This is a genomic window from Testudinibacter sp. 'clade 2', from assembly GCF_006227735.1.
In the GTDB taxonomy this organism is placed as follows: Bacteria; Pseudomonadota; Gammaproteobacteria; order Enterobacterales; family Pasteurellaceae; genus Chelonobacter.
In genome coordinates, this window is the sequence record NZ_VDHB01000025.1 from 1 (window position 1) to 20,406 (window position 20,406).

Annotated in this window: 18 protein-coding genes; 11 read left to right on the top strand and 7 right to left on the bottom strand. The window is 45.1% G+C overall.

The features are described 5' to 3' along the window. The first annotated feature begins 241 nt into the window (after nucleotides 1-241). The 8 genes from FHQ30_RS03000 to FHQ30_RS03035 all read left to right on the top strand — a co-directional run bounded on the left by FHQ30_RS03000 (nucleotide 242) and on the right by FHQ30_RS03035 (nucleotide 7,521). Nucleotides 242-1,306, top strand: coding sequence for a RodZ domain-containing protein (locus FHQ30_RS03000; protein WP_139611958.1), 1,065 nt, complete (start codon nucleotides 242-244; stop codon nucleotides 1,304-1,306). Between the two features lie 17 nt (nucleotides 1,307-1,323). After that, nucleotides 1,324-2,448: a flavodoxin-dependent (E)-4-hydroxy-3-methylbut-2-enyl-diphosphate synthase gene (ispG, locus tag FHQ30_RS03005; RefSeq protein WP_139611957.1), complete on the top strand. Its 1,125-nt coding sequence runs from the start codon at nucleotides 1,324-1,326 to the stop codon at nucleotides 2,446-2,448. A 34-nt stretch (nucleotides 2,449-2,482) separates the two neighbouring features. Continuing rightward, nucleotides 2,483-3,763: a histidine--tRNA ligase gene (gene hisS / locus FHQ30_RS03010; protein ID WP_139611956.1), complete on the top strand. Its 1,281-nt coding sequence runs from the start codon at nucleotides 2,483-2,485 to the stop codon at nucleotides 3,761-3,763. Nucleotides 3,764-3,794: 31 nt separating this feature from the next. Continuing rightward, nucleotides 3,795-4,418, top strand: coding sequence for a YfgM family protein (locus FHQ30_RS03015; RefSeq protein WP_139611955.1), 624 nt, complete (start codon nucleotides 3,795-3,797; stop codon nucleotides 4,416-4,418). Nucleotides 4,419-4,453: 35 nt separating this feature from the next. Then, on the top strand, nucleotides 4,454-5,278 hold the full coding sequence (gene dapD, locus FHQ30_RS03020; protein WP_139611954.1) for a 2,3,4,5-tetrahydropyridine-2,6-dicarboxylate N-succinyltransferase: 825 nt from the start codon (nucleotides 4,454-4,456) through the stop codon (nucleotides 5,276-5,278). 240 nt (nucleotides 5,279-5,518) lie between these two features. Then, nucleotides 5,519-6,175 (top strand): hypothetical protein, encoded by a 657-nt coding sequence (locus FHQ30_RS13205; protein ID WP_176552672.1) that lies wholly within the window; start codon nucleotides 5,519-5,521, stop codon nucleotides 6,173-6,175. 226 nt (nucleotides 6,176-6,401) lie between these two features. Continuing rightward, entirely contained in the window at nucleotides 6,402-7,034 is a 633-nt protein-coding gene (locus FHQ30_RS03030; protein WP_139611953.1) for a glutathione binding-like protein, read from the top strand. A 10-nt stretch (nucleotides 7,035-7,044) separates the two neighbouring features. Then, the gene (locus FHQ30_RS03035; protein ID WP_139611952.1) at nucleotides 7,045-7,521 is read left to right on the top strand and encodes a ClpXP protease specificity-enhancing factor; all 477 of its coding nucleotides are present in this window, start codon (nucleotides 7,045-7,047) and stop codon (nucleotides 7,519-7,521) included. Nucleotides 7,522-7,604: 83 nt separating this feature from the next. Here FHQ30_RS03035 and cueR read toward each other — a convergent pair whose 3' ends face one another. Continuing rightward, nucleotides 7,605-8,009: a Cu(I)-responsive transcriptional regulator gene (gene cueR / locus FHQ30_RS03040; protein WP_139611951.1), complete on the bottom strand. Its 405-nt coding sequence runs from the start codon at nucleotides 8,007-8,009 to the stop codon at nucleotides 7,605-7,607. Nucleotides 8,010-8,103: 94 nt separating this feature from the next. Here cueR and FHQ30_RS03045 point away from each other — a divergent pair, with 94 nt between their 5' ends. Beyond that, nucleotides 8,104-10,881, top strand: coding sequence for a copper-translocating P-type ATPase (locus tag FHQ30_RS03045; RefSeq protein ID WP_139611950.1), 2,778 nt, complete (start codon nucleotides 8,104-8,106; stop codon nucleotides 10,879-10,881). Here the strand turns inward: FHQ30_RS03045 and pdxT are convergent. Together pdxT and pdxS are read right to left on the bottom strand one after the other, a co-directional pair. Next, on the bottom strand, nucleotides 10,840-11,442 hold the full coding sequence (pdxT, locus tag FHQ30_RS03050) for a pyridoxal 5'-phosphate synthase glutaminase subunit PdxT (protein ID WP_139611949.1): 603 nt from the start codon (nucleotides 11,440-11,442) through the stop codon (nucleotides 10,840-10,842). The genes FHQ30_RS03045 and pdxT overlap by 42 nt on opposite strands. Next, complete coding sequence (gene pdxS / locus FHQ30_RS03055; RefSeq protein ID WP_139611948.1) at nucleotides 11,442-12,329, bottom strand: pyridoxal 5'-phosphate synthase lyase subunit PdxS; 888 nt, start codon at nucleotides 12,327-12,329, stop codon at nucleotides 11,442-11,444. Before pdxS ends, pdxT begins: the two co-directional genes overlap by 1 nt. 155 nt (nucleotides 12,330-12,484) lie before the next feature. Between pdxS and pdxR the strand changes: the two genes are divergently transcribed. Beyond that, complete coding sequence (gene pdxR / locus FHQ30_RS03060) at nucleotides 12,485-13,930, top strand: MocR-like pyridoxine biosynthesis transcription factor PdxR (protein ID WP_139611947.1); 1,446 nt, start codon at nucleotides 12,485-12,487, stop codon at nucleotides 13,928-13,930. Here the strand turns inward: pdxR and recN are convergent. The 3 genes from recN to FHQ30_RS03075 all read right to left on the bottom strand — a co-directional run bounded on the left by recN (nucleotide 13,927) and on the right by FHQ30_RS03075 (nucleotide 19,224). After that, entirely contained in the window at nucleotides 13,927-15,603 is a 1,677-nt protein-coding gene (gene recN, locus FHQ30_RS03065; protein ID WP_139611946.1) for a DNA repair protein RecN, read from the bottom strand. The genes pdxR and recN overlap by 4 nt on opposite strands. Nucleotides 15,604-15,820: 217 nt before the next feature. Continuing rightward, nucleotides 15,821-17,959, bottom strand: coding sequence for a phosphate acetyltransferase (pta, locus tag FHQ30_RS03070; RefSeq protein WP_132967538.1), 2,139 nt, complete (start codon nucleotides 17,957-17,959; stop codon nucleotides 15,821-15,823). Between the two features lie 59 nt (nucleotides 17,960-18,018). Continuing rightward, entirely contained in the window at nucleotides 18,019-19,224 is a 1,206-nt protein-coding gene (locus FHQ30_RS03075) for an acetate kinase (protein WP_139611945.1), read from the bottom strand. Between the two features lie 196 nt (nucleotides 19,225-19,420). On the opposite strand from FHQ30_RS03075, the gene yfbV reads away from it, so the two are divergent. Further along, complete coding sequence (gene yfbV, locus FHQ30_RS03080; RefSeq protein ID WP_139611944.1) at nucleotides 19,421-19,849, top strand: terminus macrodomain insulation protein YfbV; 429 nt, start codon at nucleotides 19,421-19,423, stop codon at nucleotides 19,847-19,849. 22 nt (nucleotides 19,850-19,871) lie between these two features. On the opposite strand, the gene FHQ30_RS03085 is transcribed toward yfbV, so the two are convergent. Continuing rightward, nucleotides 19,872-20,330: a flavin reductase gene (locus FHQ30_RS03085; RefSeq protein ID WP_139609199.1), complete on the bottom strand. Its 459-nt coding sequence runs from the start codon at nucleotides 20,328-20,330 to the stop codon at nucleotides 19,872-19,874. Nucleotides 20,331-20,406: the final 76 nt, after the last annotated feature.

Consider the following 20,406-nt stretch of genomic DNA (forward strand, 5'->3'; position numbering starts at 1 on the left):
TTACAACGACGAGTGTGCTAATTTTAAACACAATCCGCAGGACTATGACGTTTTTTCGCCACGGCTTTTCACAACTATTTTTTGCCACTATTTTTTTGCCACTATGGCGTTAAAAGCCGTTGGTTTAGAATGACTAAACTTCACGACTTTCTTTATATTGGCGAAAAGAGCGGCGAAAAGAGTGGCGAAAAAAGCGTCCATAGCTCAAATTATAAACAAACATCAACAGACCCTAATTGTCATGGAAAATCAGCAACAGCAAACTACCTTTAATCTTGGCGACACACTGCGCCAAGCGCGCGAAAAACTGGGCTTTAGCGTTGAAGAAGCCGCAGAAAAAACGCTGCTTAAAACCGCCGTTATCAAGCACATTGAAAATAATGAGCTTATTGTCCCTTCTTGCCCACCAGCGTTTATGAAAGGCTATGTGCGTAATTATGCCAAATTTCTTAAGGTACCGGAGTCAGTTTGGAATAATCCATCAATTTCCTTTGGCGAACCAATCCAAAATGATTTGCAAAAAAATATGCGCAACAAGCACCAAGTTAACCACTACGCTTCTTATTCTAACTGGATCGGGCGTTTAACTTGGTTAATTGCCGTTGCGATGATCGGCATGACTGCTTATTGGTGGTGGCAGAACTATCAACAGTCACAAAACGAAAGAACCTCACTCGTCGAAAGTTTTTTGAGTAACTCCCAGGATGGAACAGCGACTACACCGAGCGGCAGCAATAGCGTTCAGCTCGATAATCCGACGATGACAGCGGGCAATTCTCCCACAGAAACGGCGAACAATCTTGATTTATCAAACACTGCCAGTAATAAGGCAGCTACTTCAGCCACAGAGAATAATGTAGTGCTAACACCACCAGCGGACAATATGTTAGCGGACAATGTGTTGCCGTTAAATAATGAAAATACAAGCACTACAGCTCAAGCACAAACTTCAGGACAAGTGTTGAGCAATGTGATGGAACAGCTAGACGGAACTACGAGTGTAGCCTCATCAGACAGCAACAGTACTGCTGACAGTAATGCGAATAGTGAAAGTGCGGTAGTGCCTAACAGCAATGGTCTGGTGATCGAAATTGTCGGCAACAGCTGCTGGCTCAGTGTGCGGGATGCAAACCGCAAAGTATTGGCACAAAAAGAGTATAAGCAGGGCGAAGTGCTGACCTTTAGTGATGGTGAGCCTTATGCCTTGGTGATCGGCGCACCGCAAAACGTACGAATTACCTTCCAAGGGCAAGAAGTACCATTGACTATCGATGGCCGTGTTGCCAGAATCACCTTGCCTAATTAATTAAGCCGGAAAAGACTATGTTAAAACAAACGCCAATCAAGCGTCGTGAATCAACAAAAATTTATGTCGGCAACGTTCCGGTCGGTGGCGATGCCCCGATTGCGGTACAGTCGATGACGAATACTCGTACCACCGATGTGGCAGCAACTGTCGCACAAATAAAAGCGCTGGAAAAAGTCGGGGCGGATATTGTGCGGGTTTCAGTGCCGACTATGGATGCAGCGGAAGCATTCAAATTGATTAAACAACAAGTCAATGTGCCGTTAGTGGCGGATATCCATTTTGATTACCGCATTGCACTAAAAGTGGCAGAATATGGTGTAGATTGTTTGCGAATTAATCCGGGTAATATCGGGCGTGAAGATCGAATTCGTGCCGTGGTGGATTGTGCGCGTGATAACAATATTCCGATTCGGATCGGCGTGAATGCCGGTTCGTTGGAAAAAGATCTACAGGAGAAATACGGCGAGCCAACGCCGGAAGCGTTATTGGAATCGGCGCTGCGCCATGTGGAGATTTTAGATCGACTGAACTTCGATCAGTTTAAAGTCAGCGTAAAAGCCTCTGATGTTTTTTTAGCGGTGGAATCCTACCGTTTGCTGGCAAAAGCGATTAAACAACCGTTGCATCTGGGGATCACCGAAGCCGGTGGCGCACGCGCGGGGGCTGTAAAATCGGCGGTCGGTTTAGGAATGCTTCTGTCTGAAGGTATTGGCGATACCTTACGCATCTCGCTTGCTGCCGATCCGGTCGAAGAAATCAAAGTCGGCTTTGATATTTTAAAATCGTTGCGGATTCGTTCGCGCGGTATCAATTTTATCGCTTGTCCAACCTGCTCACGTCAGGAATTTGATGTGATCGGCACTGTCAATGCGCTGGAACAGCGTTTGGAAGATATTGTGACCCCGATGGATGTTTCTATCATCGGCTGTGTGGTCAATGGACCGGGTGAAGCCTTGATTTCCGATTTAGGGGTTACCGGCGGTAATAACAAGAGTGGTTTTTACCTGGGTGGTGTGCGACAAAAAGAGCGGTTTGACAACCATGATTTAATCGATCAATTAGAAGCTAAAATTCGTGCCAAAATTGCAATGCAGGATCCGTCTAAACGGATTGATTTGCTGAATACACCTAACGATTAGTCAACTAAAAATAGAATAAAAAGGAAAAGAAAACGTGGCGAAAACCATTCAAGCAATTCGTGGAATGAACGACTGTATGCCGCAAGACACGCCATTATGGCAGTGGTTGGAAGCCACTGTCAGACGGGTGTTAGCTAGTTACGGCTACCAAGAGATCAGAATGCCGATTGTGGAATCCACACCGCTGTTCAAACGCGCAATCGGCGAAGTGACCGATGTGGTCGAAAAAGAGATGTTTACTTTTGATGATCGGGATAACGAAAGCCTGACACTACGTCCGGAAGGCACCGCGGGTTGTGTGCGTGCCGGTATTGAACACGGTTTATTGTATAACCAAGAGCAACGCTTGTGGTATATGGGGCCGATGTTCCGTTATGAACGTCCGCAAAAAGGGCGTTATCGCCAATTCCACCAAATCGGTGTGGAAGTCTTTGGCATTGCGCAAGCGGAAATTGATGCTGAACTGATTTTATTGACTGCAAGGTTATGGAAAGCATTGGGCATTGCCGAGCATGTCAGTCTACAACTGAATTCGATCGGCTCATTGGCGGCACGTAACCATTATCGTCAAGCATTAGTGGATTTTCTGCAAAACCATCTGGATATTTTAGATGAAGATAGCAAGCGCCGTCTCAGCACGAATCCACTACGAATTTTAGACAGTAAGAATGAAAAAATTCAAGCGGTGTTAAATCATGCGCCGAAATTGCATGATTATCTCGATGAAGATTCACAGCAACATTTTGCCCGTTTATGCCAAATTTTAGATCAAATGGGAATCCGCTATGAGATCAACCAAAAATTGGTGCGTGGCTTGGATTATTATAATAAAACGGTATTTGAATGGGTCACCAGCGCACTTGGGGCTCAAGGCACGGTATGTGGCGGCGGACGTTACGACGGCTTAGTCGAACAGTTGGGTGGACACGCCACCAGCGGTGTCGGCTTTGCAATGGGTGTAGAGCGCCTGATTTTATTGGTGCAAGAAGTTAATCAAGATTTGTTGCTACCACAAGCGGTGGACGTATATATCGTACACAGCGGTGAAGCAGCAACGTTGTTAGCCTTCGATGTCGCCGAGCAGCTGCGTTCCACTTACCCGCAAAAAAATGTGATGTTACATTGCAGTGCCGGCAATTTTAAAAAACAGTTTAAACGCGCTGACAAAAGCGGGGCACGCTTTGCCATTGTGATCGGTGAAGAAGAGGTAGAGAATCAGCAGTTGGTGATCAAAGATTTACAGGGGCATCACCAACAACAGCAACTACCAATCGAACAGGCGTTTGCATTTTTAGCAAGCCATTGGAATAAATAAATCGGAATCAATAAAAAAGGAGTAGCATTAAGTGTCGTATATTACCGAAGAACAACAGGTTGAAGAGCTGAAAAGTTGGTGGAAAGAAAACAGCAAAGTGATCATCGCCACGTTTATTTTGGTGGTTGGCGGTGTACTGGGCTGGCGCTATTGGCAAACGCATCAACTCGATAGTCAACGAGCCACTTCAAATAGTTATGAACAAGTGACACAAGCCTATTTACAAAATCCGCAGGCAAATGCGGAATTGTTACAGAAATTTGTCACTGACAATCAAAATTCCAACTATGCAGTATTGGCATTGTTTACTCAAGCCAAAAGTGCGGTAGAACAGAATAATTTAGCCTTAGCGGAAAGTAGTTTGAAACAGGCGCTGGAATTCAGTCGTAATGATGAATTGAAATCCATTTCTGCTCTCAGACTAGCCGCACTGCAAGTGCAGCAACAACAATACGACCAAGCTGAAGTCAGCTTAAAAAATATCAATGATAAAGCTTGGGAAGGCGCTAAGGCACAGCTACAAGGGGATATTTTATTGGCGAAAGGCGACAACAATGCAGCACGCCAAGCCTATCAACAAGCATTAAGCAATCAGAATTTAAACAATTTGGATAGACAGCTATTACAATTAAAAGTCGATAGCTTAGCGGAATAACCCGTTCTTTATACTCACAAAAAATAGGAAAAATAATGTCTGATTTACAAACAATTATTGAAAACGCATTTGAAAAACGTGCAGAAATCACGCCAAAAACGGTTGATGCGACAACGAAAGTGGCAATCGAAGAAGTGATCGCCGGTTTGGACAGTGGCAAATGGCGCGTTGCTGAGAAAATTAACGGTGACTGGGTGACGCATCAATGGTTGAAAAAAGCGGTGTTGCTCTCTTTCCGGATTAACGACAACCAGCTGATGCCGGGTGCAGAAACTAATTACTTCGATAAAGTACCGATGAAATTTGCTGCATATGATCAAGCGCGTTTTGAGCGTGAAGGCTTTCGCGTGGTGCCACCGGCAAGCGTGCGTCAAGGCGCATTTATTGCTCGCAACACGGTATTAATGCCATCTTATGTCAACCTTGGCGCTTATGTCGATGAGGGCACTATGGTCGATACTTGGGCGACAGTCGGTTCTTGTGCTCAAATCGGTAAAAATGTGCATTTGTCCGGCGGTGTCGGCATCGGTGGCGTATTGGAACCGTTACAAGCGAATCCGACGATTATTGAAGATAACTGCTTTATCGGTGCACGTTCAGAAGTGGTGGAAGGCGTGATCGTCGAAGAAGGTTCAGTGATTTCTATGGGGGTATTCATTGGTCAAAGCACCAAAATTTACGATCGCGAAACCGGTGAAATTCACTACGGTCGTGTACCGGCAGGATCGGTCGTGGTTTCCGGCAGTTTGCCGTCGAAGTGCGGTAAATACAGCTTATACGCTGCAGTAATCGTGAAAAAAGTAGATGCTAAAACCCGTGGCAAAGTTGGCATCAATGAATTATTACGGAGCATTGACTAAGCCATCGAATGAATTAAGCCTATTTTTTGTTAAAGATAGGCTTAATTGTGAATAGTTGCTGTTTTTTAGTGCATAGTGCTGATTATTTGAGCATTGTGATAAAAAAAGGTTGTCGTGACGGAAAAAATATTAGACACTTGCCCCGCTAAAGTCAGTAAGCTATATAAATGTTATTTTGCATAATCTGAACGACTTAATCGATAAATTACCAATACCCGTTATTAAGGATAGGAGTTTCACATGAAAAAATTACTATTAACTACCGCACTTTTAGGCGCAACTGCATTAACCGTGATGGGTTGTGATGATGCGAAGAATGCGGCAACCGACGCAAAAAACAGTGCAGTAGCCACAGCAACTGAAACCAAAGATGCAGTCGTTGAAAAAGCCACTGAAGCCAAAGACGCTGTAGTTGAAAAAGCAGCGGAAGTGAAAGAAGCTGTAACTGAAAAAGCCACTGAAGCCAAAGACGCTGTAGTTGAAAAAGCAGCAGAAGTGAAAGAAGCTGTAGCTGAAAAAGCTTCTGAAGTGAAAGATGCTGTTGAAACTAAAGCAGCTGAAGCTAAAGAATCGCTTAACAATGCAGTAGCCAATGCAACTGAATCTGTCGAAAAAACACAGGCTGAAGCAACCCAAGCTGTTGAACAAGCACAACAAAATGCTCAACAAGCCACTAGTCAAGCAGTAGAATCTGCAACTGAGCAAGCTACAGCGGCACAGCAAAGCGCTGCGGCGGTAGCGACCGATGCAAAACAAGCAATTGCAGAAAAAACTGAAGCGGCTAAAGAGAGTGTTGCAACAACAGTAACTGAAACTAAAGAAGCCGTTGCTGAGAAAGCAGAAGAAGCGAAAAAAGATATCAATAAATTAATCGGCAACACCGAAACCACTAAATAATTTTAGCGATAACATAGTAAAATCTAGGCCTCCATTCTTTGAATGGGGGTTTTTTATTTTATTATTCAAGTGGTTATAAATAGCATTGAGGTTTTTTTAGAAATCTTATAACTGTTTATGCTATAATAACCACCTTAAATTTTAATCATGCGACATGACGCATGAACAGTAAAAAATAAATAAGCACAATCCGCTTTGAGCGGATAAATGAGTGCGGAGAATAACAATGATAGCAGCTAATAAACGTTCCATTATTACTCTTTTTTATGACGAGTCCAGCTTGGGTTCACATCAGGTCAAAATGGTTTTGGCAGAAAAAGAGGTTCCTCATGAACAAGAGTTGATCCAGTCGGATATTATCAATGAAGATTTTTTAGAGTTAGGCACCAATGGCGAATTGCCGACCTTGGTCGATCGTGATTTAGTGCTGTTTAAACCGCGAATTATATTAGAATATCTGGACGAACGTTTTCCGCATCCGCCATTAATGCCGGTGTATCCGGTTGATCGTGCCAAATCGCGCCTGTTAATGCATCGCATCGAACAAGACTGGTTTTCTGTGATCGAACAAGCAGAGCGTTTAGCCGAAGCAGAAAAAATGAAAATGCTGAATGATTTAAAAGATGAGTTACTGTCTTTTGGTCCTATTTTTGCGCAAAAACCGTACTTTTTAAGTGAAGTATTCAGCTTAGTGGATTGCTATATTGCGCCAATTCTTCATCGTTTACAAAGCTATGATATTAAATTTAACGGTGCGGGCAGCAAAGCGATTAAAAACTATATGGATTTGGTTTTTGAACGTCCTTGTTTTGTCACTTCATTAAAAAATTCACCGCAAAAAGTGATCGTGGAAAAATAATAGGCTGAATATGATCGGATCAACCACTGCAAAACGCCCTTACTTGCTCAGAGCCTATTATGATTGGCTGTTAGACAATGATTTAACACCGTATCTGGTTGTTGATGCATTTTATCCGCATACCGTCGTACCGGATGATTTTGTTAAAGACGGGCAGATTGTATTAAATATTTCGCCAAATGCCTGCGGTAATTTACAGCTGGGCAATGACAGAATTGTGTTTAACGCCCGCTTCAAAGGGATTCCGCGTGATATTATCGTACCAATGGGCGCTGCATTGGCAATTTATGCGCGTGAAAACGGTGATGGTGTGATGTTCGAGTTGGAAGAAACCTATGAACGCGAAGTTGAACGTAGTTTAGGCGATTTAGTCGAACAACCTGCGAGTTTTAGTGAAGCTGTCGATCAGCCGCAAACGATAAAAACCACAACCAGTGACAAACCTAAAGCGAAACGTTCTGCCAGTCATTTGAAAATTTTAAAATAACCTATCAACAGATCCTAAGCTGACCGCACTTTTCTTTTGATTTAACAAAAAGTGATTTAATAAAAGATAAAAGTGCGGTTTTGTTATTTGTGGCAGCAGCCCTTACCACTCAGTGAATCAATAATCGGGCATTGGCTTTGATCATCACCGGGACATTCGTCTGCTAATGCGGTCAACTGCCGTTTCATCTCTTGCAGTTGCGTAATTTGTCGCTCAAGATGCTGAATTTTATCCAATGTCCGCTGTTTAATTTCACGGCTGTGGCGCTGTGGGTTCAGATAAAGCTCGAGCAACTCTTTAGATTCAGGTAGGGAAAATCCGGCACTACGGGTACGCTGCACAAATCGTAGTTGATCAACGTGCTGCAAATCATATTGTCGATATCCGTTACTGCTGCGCCGGGGTGGGGTAATAATGCCTTTTTCTTCATAAAATCGAATAGTTTTATCACTTAAGCCGGTCAGGGCAGCCACTTGTTTAATATTCATAAAAAATGCTTGACTCTATAGTTAGTGGAAGCTTTATTCTAATGACGTTTTATAGAAGATTCAACTAAACGATACCACAGAAGAGAGCCTATTTATGTCAACTATTTTAGGGTTAGCACAATTATCCTGCCAAAATTGTGTACGCCATGTGCGCGAAGCTTTGCAGAACGTGACAGGCGCAAGTGCGGTCAAAATCAATTTGCACTATGCAAAAATTGAAGGAGACGTGCCGGTTTCTGCTTTAATCCAAGCAGTACAAGAGGCCGGTTATCAGGCGCAAGCCAATCCTGCTGCGACATTTGAATTGATACTGTCCGGCTTGTCTTGCCAGCATTGCGTCAAAACCCTGGACAAAGCTTTAACCGAATTTGATCCCAATTTGATTTACCAATTGAACCTGACCACGTTGACGGTTTATGCCGAAGCGGTTAAGCCGGAAGTATTGATTAAACTGGTTGAAGATGTCGGTTATCAGGCACAATTATCCGCTGAGGGCGATTCTTGCCCAAAAACTGAACTACCGTCCGCGCGCAATCAGATGAAATCCGATCCTGATTCAGCGACGGTAGTCGAAAAAACAGTTGTAAACAAAACGGTCAATAACAATGAAATCGCCCTACAGTCGAGAGCTGAACAGCAGCAAACCACCCAGCTATTATTAAGTGGAATGACCTGTGCCAGTTGTGTATTAAAGGTTGAAAAAGCGCTGGCTGCGGTACCTCAGGTTGAAAAAGTCAATGTCAATCTGGCTGATAACAGCGCAATCGTTTATGGCGCTGCATCGCAACACGCGCTGGTCAGTGCGGTTGAACAAGCCGGTTATGCTGCAGAAATCGTTGCCGAGCAGCACCTTCGGCGAGAAAAGCAGCAGCAAAATATTGCAAAAGAGATCCGCCAACGCAAATGGCAGGCACTGGTAGCGCTGGTATTCGGTTTTGCACTAATGTTCTGGGGCATGCTTTACGGTATGAGCGTAACGCAAGATTCACGATCTGCTTGGTTGGCTGTGGGGGTTGCCAGTGCGCTGGTGATGACCTTCAGTGGCGGGCATTTTTTTATCAGCGCATGGCGTAATTTAAAACACGGCAGTGCAACAATGGACACATTGGTGGCACTCGGCACGGGTGTGGCATGGCTGTTTTCGATGGCGATTGTGCTGTTTCCGTACTTTTTCCCGGAAAATGCCCGTCATTTGTATTTTGAAGCCGGTATGATGATTATCGGGTTGGTAAACTTAGGCAAAATGCTGGAGACCAAAGCCAAACAGCGTTCTTCCCGTGCGTTGGAAAAATTACTGGATTTAACGCCGGCTAAAGTCAGCGTGATCGAAGCCGGGCAGGAACAACAATTGCCGCTACAACAGGTAAAGTGCGGTATGTTGTTGAGCCTGAAAACCGGTGATCGTGTTGCGGTTGACGGTATGGTAGTACAAGGGGAAGGCTGGTTGGACGAATCGATGTTGAGCGGAGAACCGTTGGCAGTCAACAAAACTATAGGGGATTTTGTTCGAGCCGGTACTATTGTCGATAATGGCAGTTTGCGGATTGAAGCGACACAAGTCGGTGAACAAACCATGCTTGCCAATATCATTAAATTAGTGAGGCAGGCGCAGGGCAGTAAACCCAAAATTGCGATGTTGGTCGATAAAGTTGCCGCGGTATTTGTGCCGGTGGTGGTGGTGATTGCTATTTTAGCCGCAATCGTTTGGGCATTGTTTGGGCCCGAACCAAAACTAGCACACGCCTTGGTCGTGTTGACCACCGTGTTGATTATTGCTTGCCCTTGTGCGTTAGGGTTGGCCACACCGATGTCGGTGATTGCCTCCGTATCGCGGGCGGCAGAATTAGGCATTTTGGTGCGTGACGCCGATGCGTTGCAAAAAGCCGCTAATGTCAATGTAGTGGTGTTTGATAAAACCGGCACGCTAACCGAAGGCAAACCGAAGCTGACCGCACTTTATCCGGCAGTAGGGCAACAACAGCAAGATCTACTTTATTACGCGGCCAGTTTGGAACAACAGGCAAATCATCCGCTCGCCAAAGCGCTATTAGAATCGCCGCAAATTGACGTGGCGAATCTGGCTGAGGTTAGTGACTTTATTACGCATAAAGGCATGGGCGTTTCCGCCAAAATTGCTGAGCAAAAGTTCTATTTAGGCAATGAAAAACTGTTGGCACAGCAAAATATTGCCATACCATCAGGGCTACAAAGCCAAGCGGAGCAGCAGAGCCGGGCAGGGGGTACGGTGATCTATCTGGCAAATGACGCTACTTTTATTGGCTTTCTTGTGGTGAAAGATCAATTGCGCCAAGAGAGTCAAAGTGCGGTGCAGACGCTGCGCAATAATGGTTATCGCACCATTATGTTGACCGGCGATCAAATGCAGACAGCAACGGCGGTTGCAGAGCAATTGGGGATTGATCAAGTGATTGCCGGGGTCTTGCCGCAAGGTAAAGCAGAGGCGATCCAAACCTTACAGCAGCAAGGGTACAAAGTGGCAATGGTCGGCGACGGTATCAATGACGCACCGGCACTGGCACAAGCCGATGTCAGCATTGCCATCGCCAGTGGTAGCGACATTGCGATTGAAACCGCAGATTTAACCTTGATGCGGCACAGCATCGATGCAGTTTCTGATGTGCTAGCACTATCGCAAGCCGGAATGCGCAATATCAAACAAAATCTGTTAGGGGCGTTTATCTATAACAGTTTAGGCATTCCGATTGCCGCTGGGTTGCTATATCCCTTGTTCGGGATTCTGCTCAATCCGGTATTTGCTGGTGTGGCAATGGCACTGTCGTCGATTACGGTTGTGACCAATGCCAACCGTTTATTGCGTTTCAAGCTGGTTGCGCACCCCGTCCAGAAATAGTGCGGTAATACGCGGGTCTGTGCTTAACTCCGGATGGAAAGCGCAGACCAGCAAATTATCTTGCCGAGCCAATACTGGATTGCCGTCGATCTCTGCCAATATTTGTACGTTATCCGACAACAGTTTACTGATGTAAGGCGCACGAATAAAAACTGCCGGGAAAGGGGCGGATAATCCGTTGACGTAAAGTGCGGTTTGGAAGCTCTGTTTTTGTCGCCCAAAGGCATTCCGCCGCACTTGAATATCCATGAATGCCAAATGAGCCGACTCACCGCCCTCAATCGTTTTAGCCAAGAGGATCATACCGGCACAAGTACCAAACAGCGGTTTTCCTTCGGCAGCAAATTGGCGGATCGCCTCAATAAAACCGTAGTGCCGCATCAACTTACCGATTGCCGTGCTTTCACCACCGGGTAAGATCAAACCGTCAAGCTGCTCCAATTGTGCAACATGCTTCACGGCAACCGCAGTTGCGCCCAAAGCAGTTAGTTGCGCCATATGTTCGCTGACAGCACCTTGCAGCGCCAAAACGCCGATACGACATCCGCTGTAATCTGTCATTACCAACCTCGCTCTTGCATTCTTTCTGTCGGTAACAATTTAGCAATATCCAGCCCCTTCATCGCACTGCCCAGCTCTTCAGATAAGCGGGCAATGCGATCATAATCTTGATAATAGGTTGTCGCTTGCACAATTGCCTGCGCAAATTTTTCCGGATTTTCTGATTTAAAAATACCGGAGCCGACAAAAACACCATCAGCACCCAGCTCCATCATCAAAGCAGCATCAGCTGGCGTAGCAACACCGCCGGCAGCAAAATTAACCACCGGTAATTTGCCTAATTGTTTAATTTGTAATAACAGTTCAAACGGTGCGCCTAACAGTTTGGCTTCGGTCATCAGCTCGTCATGATTCATCGCCACGACTTTGCGCAATTGTGCATTAACTTTTCGCATATGCCGCACCGCTTCCACAATATTGCCGGTACCCGGTTCGCCTTTGGTGCGCAGCATCGCCGCCCCTTCACCAATCCGACGCAATGCTTCACCCAAATCACGACAGCCACAAACAAACGGCACGGTATAGTCACTTTTCAGCAAATGAAACTCTTCATCCGCAGGGGTCAGGACTTCACTTTCATCAATATAATCAACGCCCATCGCTTCCAAAACACGTGCTTCGGTGATATGACCAATGCGGGCTTTAGCCATCACAGGAATGGAAACCGCAGCCATCACTTCTTTCACGATTTTGGGATTTGCCATTCGAGCCACGCCACCTGCTGCCCGAATATCCGATGGTACCCGTTCCAATGCCATCACCGCAACCGCACCGGCCGCCTCGGCAATCCGCGCTTGTTCCGCATTGACTACATCCATGATCACGCCGCCTTTTTGCATTTGTGCCATGCCACGTTTCACTACATCACTGCCTAATACTTTATTCATTTTGAAATTTCTCCTGTTTATATAAAAACGATTCGTCAGCCAAACGCTAACTATTTTCTGCAATTAAGATATGATTAAAAGTATCAGTTTTGTTAATATTGATGAGGTCAGTTTCAACGTTCAGAATAACTATAAAAACAACCATAAGAAGAATAATGATGCCAACATTACAGCAGAACGCATTTCAACATATGGCTTTTGCATTGAATAAAGCGGAAAAAGAGCCTTTATATTCACAACTATATCAACAAATTAAACAGCAAATCAGTTGTGGGCGCTTGGTGTATGGTGAAAAATTACCGTCAAAACGCAAAATTGCCGATCATCTAAACATCAGTCAAAACACGGTCGAAAATGCCTATGGTCAGCTTTTAGCAGAAGGCTATATTGAAGCCAAAGCACGCTGTGGTTTTTTTGTCAGTTTTCAAGCCGAGCAGTTTGCATTTAGCAATCAAGCAACTCAGCCTCAAACAGCAAGCAAAGCCTCGCAACATTTCCGCTATGATTTTAACCCGGATCAAGTGGATATGGCGCACTTTCCTTTTGCACGCATGAAGAAACAGGTCAAGAAACTATGGGATCAAGCCAGCCGAATTTTGTCCAGTCAAAGTGAAAAACAGGGCGAAATCGTTTTACGTGAGCAGATTCGTGACTATCTTTACGCTTCCAGAGGGGTAAGTTGCAGCATTGATCAGATTGTTATCGGTGCGGGAGTAGAAACCTGTATCAGCCAACTGATTTTGTTGTTCGATCACCTTTATCCCGAGCAATGCGTAAACTATGCGATGGAGCAATATGGCTATCCGATGGTGGCGCAATTGTTGCAGGTGTTTAATAAAAATCTGATACGGTTGCCACTGACTGATGAGAACCTCAAAGTGGATTTTCAACGCTTACTACAAAGTGCGGTCAATATTTTTTATGTGACGCCGTCACATCAATATCCCTATGGTTCGGTGTTATCCATCAACGAACGTTTGCAACTGTTACAATGGGCGAACCAGCAAGCGGATCGTTATATTATTGAAGATGATTACGACAGTGAGTTTCGTTATAAAGGCAAACCAATTCCGGCTTTACAGCAGTTGGATATTATGACAGAGCAGGGCAAAGTGATCTATTTAGGGTCGTTTTCTAAATTATTAATGCCATCGTTGCGAATGACGTTTATGGTGCTGCCACAGCAACTCTTACCGATTTATAACCGCACTTGCGGTTTGTTCAACTCTACTGTGCCGCGCTTAAACCAATATTTGATCGCCCAATTTATGCAATCCGGTGAGTTTGAGAAACATATTCATCGAATGCGAACGCATTATCGCAAAAAAATGGAACTGCTGTGTCAGCTGTTGCAGCCCTATACCGATTATATCCGTTATTATGGCGAACAGTCTGGGTTTTATCTACTATTAGATTTATATACCGAAACCCGTTCGCTTGCACAATTACAGACTTTGGCTGCCAACGTGGGTATCAAGCTGTATCCGCTGCCCGATAGCAATAAAAAATACGTTTCGTTAGGTTTTGGTAATTTAAGTCAGCAGCAACTGCAACAAGCTATTCCTTTGTTAATGCACACATGGGGCTACGCTGATGTTTAGCTGGCCAGTTTCAGTAACTCTTTAGCATTCGCCAATGTGGTAGTAGTTACCTCACTGCCGCTAAGCAATCGAGAAAGCGCATAAACCCGCTCTTTGTTATCAAGTGCGGTCATTTCGGTTATTGTTGTGCCGTCTTGGGTTGATTTTTGTACGCTAAAATGCTGATGTCCGTAAGCTGCAACTTGTGGTAAATGGGTGACACACAAAATTTGGCATTTTTGTGCCAGCTGGCGCATCAGTTTACCGACAACGGTGGCGGTTGCGCCGCTGATGCCGACATCGACTTCATCGAAAACGAGAGTAGGGGTCGCCAATTTATCGGCAGTCAGCACCTGAATCGCTAATGCAATGCGCGAAAGTTCGCCACCGGAGGCAATTTTAGTCAACGGTTGTGATAACTGTCCCAAGTTGCTGCGCAACATAAACACGATCTCGTCTGCGCCCAATACACTGATACTGTCCGGATTATGTTTAACCACCACTTCAAATTCAGCATTTTCCATCGCCAATTGTTTAATCAATGCAGTGATTTGTTCAGATAGTTTTTGTGCGCCCTGTAAACGGGATTGGTGTAGCGTCTGGCTGATCTGTGTTAATGCCAATACCGCACTTTCAAGCTGTTGCTGCAATTGTTGCTCTTCGGCACTGATGTCCGTTAAATTTGCCAATTGCTGTTTTAATTCAGCATGATGCCGGTGTAATTGTTCGGGGCTGATATGGTGTTTTTTGGCTAATTGTAATGCAGTGCCTAACCGTTGTTCCACTTCTGCCAACAAATAGGGATCCTGTTCAATTTCTGAAGTCAAGGTTTGCAACTCAGAGGAGGCCTCCTGTACTTGAATCAGTGCCTCTTGCAACAGACTTGCCAAATTATGATACTGTCCGTTCAACTGTGATAACTCCTCACAGTAGCGTTCTGCTTTATTTAACATCGCTTCAATATTCACTGTTTCATTGTCGCTGAGCAGCATGCCGATTGACTGTGACAGTTGGGTAATCTGTTCTGCGTTTGCCAGACAACGCTGTTGTTGCTCTAACTGCAAATATTCATCGGGCTGTAAATTAAATTCATTCAGCTCTTCCACTTGGTATTGCAAGAGTTGTTTTTTGGCTTCGTTTTCCGCTAATTGCTGTTGAAATTGTTTCAGTTGCTGTTTTGCCTGTTTCCAATGCTGATATGCTTGCGCCATCTGCTGCAATGATGCTTGGTTATGGCAAAATTGATCCAGTAGTAGCAATTGCTCTTCACTTTTTAATAAGCGCTGTGAACTGTGTTGCCCGTTGATTTGAATCAGCAACGCCCCCAACTCACGCAGTTGTGCCGCAGGAACCGGACAGTTGTTGATAAACGCTTTCGAGCGACCGTCATTGCGGATCACACGACGTAACGTACAACATTTCGGTGTATCCATATCTTCCAGTTCATGTTGCTGTAGCCATGTTAAAGCAGGAGAATTATTACTGAGCTGAAAAGTGGCTCTGATCTCGCCACGCTCTTGACCATGACGGATCATACTGCTCTCGACTCGCTCCCCCAGACACAGTCCTAGCGCATCCATTGCAATGGATTTTCCAGCCCCGGTTTCACCTGTGATCACACTCATTCCGGCTTGCAGCGCCAAATCAAGCTGATTAACGATAGCAAAATTATTAATATTTAGATGGATCAACATGGCAAGCCTCAGACTTCAAGATAATACTGGTTATTCATACAGTAAATATAATACTGTTTTTTTATACAGTAAAGTATTTTTTTAGGTTATTTGATAAAACCGCACTTGAAAGGGGGAGATCAACAGACCCTAAGGCTAATAATAAAAAAATCCCGCCACTTTGGTGACGAGATCTGCTGAAATGATACCGCACTTTAATCAAAGTGCGGTTAGACAGTTACTGTTGTGTTGCTTGAATAGCAGTTAAGGCAATGGTGTAAACAATGTCATCAACCAACGCACCACGTGACAGATCGTTGACTGGTTTACGCATACCTTGCAGCATCGGACCGATAGAAACCAAGTCGGCAGAGCGTTGTACTGCTTTATAGGTGGTGTTTCCGGTGTTCAAATCCGGGAAGATAAACACAGTGGCTTTACCGGCGACCGGTGAGTTCGGCGCTTTGGAGCGCGCCACATCTTCCATCACCGCAGCATCGTATTGTAACGGACCATCGATAATCAAATCAGGACGTTTTTCTTGTGCCAAGCGGGTGGCTTCACGCACTTTATCCACATCAGAACCTTGGCCGGAGGAGCCGGTAGAGTAGGAGATCATCGCGACTTTCGGCGCAATGCCAAAGGCTTTGGCAGAATCAGCAGATTGAATTGCAATTTCGGCCAATTGTTCTGCCGTTGGATCCGGATTGACCGCACAGTCACCATAAACCAAGACTTGATCCGGCAATAACATAAAGAAAATTGAAGATACAATTGAGTTGCCTGGTGCAGTTTTAATAATCTGCATTGGCGGACGAATGGTGTTTGCTGTGGTGTGAACCGCACCAGAAACCAAGCCGTCAACTTCGCCAGATTCCAACATCATCGTCCCCAGTACCACGTTATCTTGTAATTGTTCTTCGGCAACCACTTCGGTCATGCCTTTGTTTTTACGCAGTTCAACTAAGCGTGCAACATAGTTTTGACGCACCATTTTAGGATCAATAATGGTGATGCCTTTGCCTAACTGCACCCCTTGTGATTCAGCAACACGGTTTACCTCTTCTGGACTTGCCAGTAAAATACATTCCGCAATTCCGCGCTCGGCACAAATAGCGGCAGCTCTAACCGTACGTGGCTCATCGCCTTCCGGCAACACAATCCGTTTTTTGGCACTGCGCGCCAATTCAGTCAATTGATAGCGGAATGCTGGCGGTGACAGACGACGTAAACGAGGCGAAGTACCGACCAAGCTGTCGATGAACTGGGCATTATATTGCTCACTGGTGAACTGTTTAATGGTTTCAATCCGTTCTGCATCGTCCGGTGGTACTTCCAAATTAAAACTTTGCAAATTGAGTGAGGTTTGCCAAGTGTTGCCTTCTACGCGGATGACCGGCAGGCCGGTCTCAAAGGCTTGCTGGCATAACTTACTGATTTGATTATCGATTTTATAACCACCCGTCAGTACCAATGCCCCGATTTTCACCCCGTTCATAGCAGCTAACGCAGCTGCCACCAAAACATCCGGACGGTCGGCTGAAGTTACCAACAGGCTACCCGCACGGAAATGTTCCACCATATTTGGCAAGCTGCGAGCGCAGAAGGTGATGCCGTTGATACGACGGGTTTTGATTTCCCCTTCATAAATCACATGCGCATTCAAATGTTTAGCAATATCAATCGCACGCGTTGCGATCAGCTCGGCATTCCAAGGAATGCTGGCAATGAGTGACAATGGACTTTTGGAGAACAGGTGACGAACTTCGTTAATTGAACTTTCGTTCTCTTTGAAAGACTCAAATATTTCGCTGAGATCTGGACGGGTGCGTCCACTTTGGTCGACCGGCGCATTAAATTTATTGACTACAACCCCTAATAAATTCGGATTGTTGCGCCCACCAAAACTGCTTGCTGTCGCCTCAAGACGTTCAATCAGCTGACTCGGAGTATCGGTGCCCGGTGCGGCAACTAATATAATTTCAGCATCTAACGCTTGTGAAATTTCATAGTTTACCCCAGTGGCATACGCACTTTTACTAGTTGGAATTAAACCTTCGACAATGATCAGTTCGTTTTTAGCACTTAATTGCTGATGACGTGCCACAATTTTTTCTAACAGAATATCCGATTGATTTTGACCAATCAGGTATTCCGCTTCACTCAGCATAATCGGTTCGGCGATATCCAAAGTTGAGCTGCTGCGTAAAATTGAGGTAGTACGGTCAATTTTATCTTCTCCGCTGCTCGGTTGCGAAATCGGTTTCATAAACCCAATTTTGGCGCCTTTTTGTTCTAGTGCATGCACCAGACCCAAGCTGACACTGGTTAAACCGACGCCGGCACTGACTGGGATTAAAATGATAGTACGGGACATAATAAAGCCTTTTAAATGATCGAATGAAAACTGCCGACTAGGTCGGCAGTAGAGATATTTTATTTTACTGCTAAACGGGCAGTATCTTGGGCAATAACCAATTCTTCATTGGTTGGAATCACCAAAGAAACAGGGGAGTTGTCGCTGGTGATTTTGCCGGATTTGCCGAAACGTGCCGCTAAGTTGCGTTCTTGATCCAATTCATAGCCAAACAGTTTCAAGTGCGCTAAGGTTAACTCGCGGATCAAGGCAGAGTTTTCACCAATGCCACCGGTAAATACCACTGCATCCAAACGCTCGCCAATAACCGCCATATAAGAACCGATATATTTGGCAAGACGGTAGCTGTAAACATCAATCGCACGCTTCGCATCTTCTTTGGCTTGGTAGTTATCTTCCGCATAGCGGCAATCGCTGGTAACTTCGGTCAGCCCCAATAAACCGGATTTTTTGGTTAAGGTGGTTTCGATCTCTTCCATTTTCATCCCCAGCGTATTGTATAGATAGAAAATGATTGCCGGATCGATGTCGCCGGAACGCGTTCCCATCACCAAACCTTCCAATGGAGTAAGCCCCATGGAGGTGTCGATACATTCGCCGTGACGAATCGCCGCAACCGAGCCGCCGTTGCCTAAATGGCAGGTGATCACATTGACTTTGTCCGCCGGAATATTCAATTCTTTCGCTACTTCGCGGCTGACATAGTAATGGCTGGTACCGTGTGCGCCGTAGCGACGAACGCCGTGTTCTTTATATAGAGAATAAGGCAAGGCATATAAGTAAGCCTCTTGCGGCATGGTTTGGTGGAAAGCAGTGTCGAAAACAGCAACATTTTTTGTTTTCAATTCTGGGAAAGCTTTAAAAGCTTCTTCAATACCGATCAAATGTGCCGGATTATGCAGTGGTGCAAATTGTGCGGCATTGCGGATTCCTTCGATAACGCTGTCATTGATCAATGTAGAACTGGTAAACTGCTCGCCGCCGTGTACAATACGGTGTCCGATCGCAACAATACTTTCTTTTAATCCTGCGTCTTGTGGTAAAATCTGGTTCACGATAAAGTCCAGCGCTTCGCTATGTGCCGCGCCGGCACCCAAATCCGCATTCCCTTTTTCACCGTTCAGTTTCCATTTGATACGCGCATCATCCAAATGAAACGCTTCCGCCAAGCCGGACAGTTTTTCGTCGCCGGATTGAGGATCCAAAATCGCAAATTTTAAAGATGAGCTGCCGCAATTGAGCACCAGGATCAAGTTTTGTGACATAATGATTAACCTATTTTCATGTTGATTAAAGAAAGGCGCGTGAAGCGCAAGAAATTTATCTTGAATAGGATACACTTTTGATAGAATAAAATAAATTGCAATTCGGAGAAAACCGAGCAAAACTTGATTTTATACCGTTTAACCGCACTTTAACCACATTAATACGACCAAAGCAGGTGTTTTTTAAGAAGACAAAATGAGAACATTAAAACAAGGGCAGCGTTATCTGGAAAGCTGGCCGATGCAAGCGAAATTAGGTAGCATTTTCCCTGAAAACCGGATTATACGTGCTGTGCGTTTTGCACAAAAAGCGATGCCGGCCGTTGCGGTATTAACGGTCGTGTGGCAACAAATAACTCTGCCAAGCAGTCAAATGGCGCTTGCCGCTGCGGTTTTGACCGCACTTTTTGCGTTGAGTATTCCTTTACAAGGATTGTGGTGGCTTGGAAAACGCTCAGCACAGCCACTGCCTGACAGCACGCAGCAAGCCTATCAAAAAATAGTTAAACAACTGGCAGCACATACTCAATATCAGGCCGTATCGCAACCGACTTTTATGGATTTAGCGCAATGTCTGAAGAAAGCCGACAAATATTTATCGGCTGATTTTTGGGATACGTTATAGCTCTAAAAAACAGGCTCTGATGTTATAGACTGAAAGGCAGGCGATGAAAAGTGCGGTTGAAGTAGATCAAGGCATCGCCTTGTGTAACTTTAATCCGCTCAATTCGCACAAAAAAAACGCTGTGCGTACCGATTTGATTTTCTTCTACAATTTCTCCTTCTAAAATTGCGAGGGCTTGTTTTAAAATCGGTGCGCCGTGTTCAGAATGTTGCCACACCTCCCAAGCTAACCGCTCTTGCATACTGCTGTCACCCATTGCTGCAAAATGTAGTGCCAATTCCTGCTGTGAGGCGTTGAGAATATTAATTGCCACCTTCCGATTTTGCCTAACGATGTCATGTAGCTCACTGCCTTGATTGATACAAACCAATAGCGTAGCGGGGGAGTCTGTGACAGAAGAGACGGAAGAAACCGTCAATCCTACCGTACCGGCCGTTCCGGCACTGGTTAAAATGCTGACTGCCGAAGCTAGGTTTGCCATGGCATTGCGAAAATGTTGTTGTTCTGTATTCAATCTATCCAAAGTAAAATCCACCGATTTTAGGGTCTGTTGATGT